Raw genomic sequence first — 3,951 nt, forward strand, 5'->3', positions numbered from 1 at the left:
GTTCTTCATCAACATCTCCGACAACGCCTTCCTCAACCACACCGCCCCCCAGGGCCAGGGCTGGGGCTACGCCGTCTTCGGCAAGGTCACCGACGGCACCGAGGTAGTCGACAAGATCGCCGCCGTCACCACCGGCAGCGCGGGCCCCCACCAGGACGTCCCCGTCGACGACGTCATCATCGAATCCGCTTCTGTCGCCTAGTTCTTCGACGCAGCGTGCCGGGCCGCCACCGAATTCATCGGTGGCGGCCCGTTTTTCGATCGGCTCCCAGATTGCGATTACGGCCGTCGAGTCGTCGCCGATGCGATCGTGAAGGTGTCGCGGGGCACGGGGTACGGTGTCTCGACTGATCAAAGTTCTTGGGGGAATACGTGAAAGACCTTCTTTACTCGGTGCTGGGCGTAGTGTTCGGCGCCTTCCTCGTTTTCGGCGGAATCGTCACACTCAACAGTGGTGCCGACTGCGACGGCAAGGCCATGTCGGCGGGCCAGACCTGCGTGACGACCAGTAAGGGCTCGTCGGTGGAGCGTGACGCCGGCGAGCAAGAAGCCCAGAACAAACGCACCGGGTGGATGCTGATCGGCGGCGGCGCCGTGATGAGCATCGGCTCCGCGTTCTGGCTGCGGAGCAATCTCCGGTCGCGCCGGGCCCGCCGCGCCGCTACCGCACCCCAGGGCTACCCGCCCGTCGGCGGGCCGCCGCCCGCCCCCAACGGGCTGCCACAGGCGCAGGGCCACTGGCCACAGGGCGCACCCGCTCCGTACGGCGCGCCGCAAGCCCAGGGCCAGTGGCAGCAGGGACCTCCCGGATACGGCGCACCCGCCTACGCGCCGCACCCTCAGAATCAATCGCAGGCACCGCAACCAGGCGCCGGGTACAACCCGCACCCGAACTACCGGCGGTAACGGGTCGCACGCGATCAGACTTGGTCCAGCGAGTTCTCCGACCGCTACATTCTCGATCGGGCGACCGGGTCATACCGGACCGGCGACACGTTCACAGGAGCGGTCGATGCCTCGGCTCCCTTTCCCGCGGATATCGACCTCGGGAAAATGTGATCCGGACTGCGCGAACGGGCCGCCTCGGAGAACTTCCGGGGCGGCCCGTTCGAGGTTCTGGTTACAGCGGCAGGACGTGGTGCTTGCGCGGGTTGCGCTGGATCTTCTTGTCCTGGAGCAGCTTCAGGGCCCGGCGGAGTTCGAGGCGAGTGGTGGCCGGTTCGATGATGGCGTCGATGAAGCCTCGTTCGGCGGCTACCCAGGGGGTAGCTACGTTTTCGTTGTAGAAGTTGATCAGGTTCTGGCGGATGGCGGCGCGCTGGTCTTCGGGGGCGGCGGCGATCTGGGCGGCGCCCAGGAGGCTGACGGCGCCCTCGGCGCCCATCACGGCGATGCGGGCGGTGGGCCAGGCGAGGTTGATATCGGCGCCGAGCTGCTTGGAGCCCATCACCGCGTAGCCGCCGCCGTAGGACTTGCGGACCACCAGGGTGATCTTGGGGACCGAGGCCTCGACATAGGAGAACAGGAAGCGGCCGCCGCGCTTGATGACGCCGACCTTCTCCTGTTCGACGCCGGGCAGGAAGCCGGGGGTGTCGACGACGAAGATCAGCGGGATCTCGAAGGCGTCGCACAGGCGGACGAAGTGCGAGGCCTTGTCGGAGGCGCGGGCGTCGAGGGCGCCTGCCGCAGCCATCGGCTGGTTGGCGACGACACCGACGGTCCGGCCGTCGATACGGGCGTAACCGGTGATGATGTTCTGGCCGGTGTCGGCGCTGATCTCCTTGAACTCACCGTCGTCGAAGATGCGCAGCAGGATGTCGTACATGTCGTAGCCGGCATTGTCGGAATCCGGCATGAACGTGTTCAGCTCGCGGTCGGAATCGGTGATCTCCGGCTCCAGACCGGGGTTCACCACCGGCGGCAGTTCCTGGCAGCTGCTCGGCATGTACCCCAGGTACTCGCGCACCCAGGTGAAAGCCGCTTCCTCGTCCTTGGCGACGTGGTGGATGTTGCCGTACTGGGCCTGCGTGCGCGCACCGCCGAGCTCCTCGAGGCTCACGTCCTCGCCGGTGACCTCTTTGATGATCTTCGGGCCGGTGACGAACATGTGCGCCGACTCGGTCGCGACCACCACATCGGTGCAGATCGGCTCGTACACCGCGCCACCGGCGCAGTTACCGAGGATCACCGACACCAGCGGAACCATGCCCGACAGCGGCTCGAGATTGGTCGCCATCCAGGCGTACCAGGCCAGCGAGCTGATCGCTTCCTGCACGCGCGCGCCACCGGAATCGTTGATGCCGACCAGCGGGATGCCGACCTTCGACGCGTACTGCATCAGACCGCACAGTTTGCGACCGAACGCCTCACCGACCGAACCGCCGTACACGGTCTGATCATGGGAGAACACCGCCACCGGGCGACCCTCGACCTTGCCGTGGCCCACGACGACGCCGTCACCGTAGAGGGCGGTCGGGTCGCCGGGCTTGCGCACCAGCGCGCCGATCTCGACGAAGGTGCCGGGATCGAGCAGCTGGTTGATCCGGTCGCGGGCACTGGGAATGCCCTTGTGCGCCCGCTTCGCGATGCCCTTCTCACCAGCGGGCTCTTTGGCGAGCTCGAGCCGCTCGTGTAGATCGGCAAGCTTTTCGGCGGTCGTGCTCACTTACTTATTCTCCCTTAGCGGAAATCGCGGCCAGTTTGGCGGCGAGGTCGGCACCGATCTGGCCGATCCGCGGTTCGTCGACAATCTGCAGGTGGTCGCCGGGGATGCGGACCACTTCGAGGTTCGGAATGTACTCGTCCCAACCACCGTTGGGCTTGCGGTCCGCGAAACGCGGCTCGAGCTGGATCATGCCGTCGTGGTAGCGATCAGCCAGGTAGAGCACGGCGTCACCGTCGTACCGAGTCGGCTTCGCCTTCGCGAGATGACGGCTCTCGATCCACGAGGTGCGCTGGTGTTCGAGCACACCACCGGGGATTTTCGCACCGGTCAGCTTCACCAGGCTGGCGACGATGTCGTATTGCTCTTCGTCGTTGGCCTGGGCAAGTTCCTGGAGTTGCTCGTCGGGCAATTCGCCCTCGACCCCATAGGTGGTCTTGGCGAACTGCTGGTAGCGCTGGATACGGCGCACCCGCTCTTCGGGGCTGTTGTCCTCGCCCTCGACCGGAAGAGCCAGGTCGATCAGACCGACAACGCGCACGTCGGCGCCTTCTTCGCGAAGGAGCTGAGCGACCTGCAGCGACAGCACCGCACCGAGCGACCAGCCGTACAGCACGTACGGGCCGTTGCCCTGCAGCTTGCGCAATTCGGGCAGGTACTGGCGCGCGCGTGCTTCGATATCGCCTTCTACCCGCTCGAATCCGTACATCGGGGTGTCCGCGGCGAGGCGCTTCAGCAGCGGCTCGTACACGAGGGTGTTGCCACCCGACGGATGGAACACGAAGACCGGCACGGCATCCGAGCCCTCGGCACGCGCCCGCAGCGGACGCACGAAACCGTCGACGTCGGCGCCACTGTCCTGCAGATTGCGCACGATTTCGGCGAGCTGTTCGATCGACTCGCAATCGAGCACGTCATCGACGGTGACCTCGGCCTTGACCCGCTCGGTGAGGCGGGCCGCCATCTTCTCGGCGACGTCCTCCTCGAGGATCGGCAAGGTGTTGTAGACACCACCGGGCGAAGTGCCGGTGACAACCGCCCAGGTGGCGTAGGCCAGGCGCTCAGCCGCGTCACGTGGCGGAACGTTGTCCTCGTCACCGGCGGCGGCATCGGCGAAGTAGTCGATGTCGGCAACCACCGGCTCGGCAGCAGTCTGCTCCGAAGCCGATTCACCCGCAGTCGCAACGTCGGCGGCAGCGACCGGAGCAGCGACATCGGCCGGCGCGGCATCCGAAACCGGTTCGGTAGCAGCAGCTTCCGACGACAGCTCGGCTTCGGCCTTCTTCGCC

4 protein-coding genes are annotated in these 3,951 nt (G+C 66.4%); 2 read left to right on the forward strand and 2 right to left on the reverse strand.

Annotation, left to right across the window (positions count from 1 at the left end; all coding sequences use genetic code 11):
- On the forward strand, positions 1–202 hold a 202-nt coding region (locus tag ACFWF3_RS27210; protein WP_379316227.1), incomplete at its 5' end, for a peptidylprolyl isomerase.
- A gap of 170 nt (positions 203–372) precedes the next feature.
- Positions 373–906, forward strand: coding sequence for a hypothetical protein (locus ACFWF3_RS27215; RefSeq protein WP_378989501.1), 534 nt, complete (start codon positions 373–375; stop codon positions 904–906).
- Positions 907–1,120: 214 nt separating this feature from the next.
- Here the strand turns inward: ACFWF3_RS27215 and ACFWF3_RS27220 are convergent, their stop codons facing one another.
- Both ACFWF3_RS27220 and ACFWF3_RS27225 read right to left on the reverse strand, forming a co-directional pair.
- A complete protein-coding gene (locus ACFWF3_RS27220; protein ID WP_378638019.1) occupies positions 1,121–2,665 on the reverse strand; it encodes an acyl-CoA carboxylase subunit beta in 1,545 nt (514 codons plus the stop codon).
- A 4-nt stretch (positions 2,666–2,669) separates the two neighbouring features.
- Positions 2,670–3,951: thioesterase domain-containing protein (locus tag ACFWF3_RS27225; RefSeq protein WP_379316230.1), on the reverse strand; the 1,282-nt coding region annotated here is incomplete at its 5' end.

Origin of the sequence: Nocardia sp. NPDC060220, assembly GCF_042727815.1 — a bacterium.
Lineage (GTDB): Bacteria > Actinomycetota > Actinomycetes > Mycobacteriales > Mycobacteriaceae > Nocardia.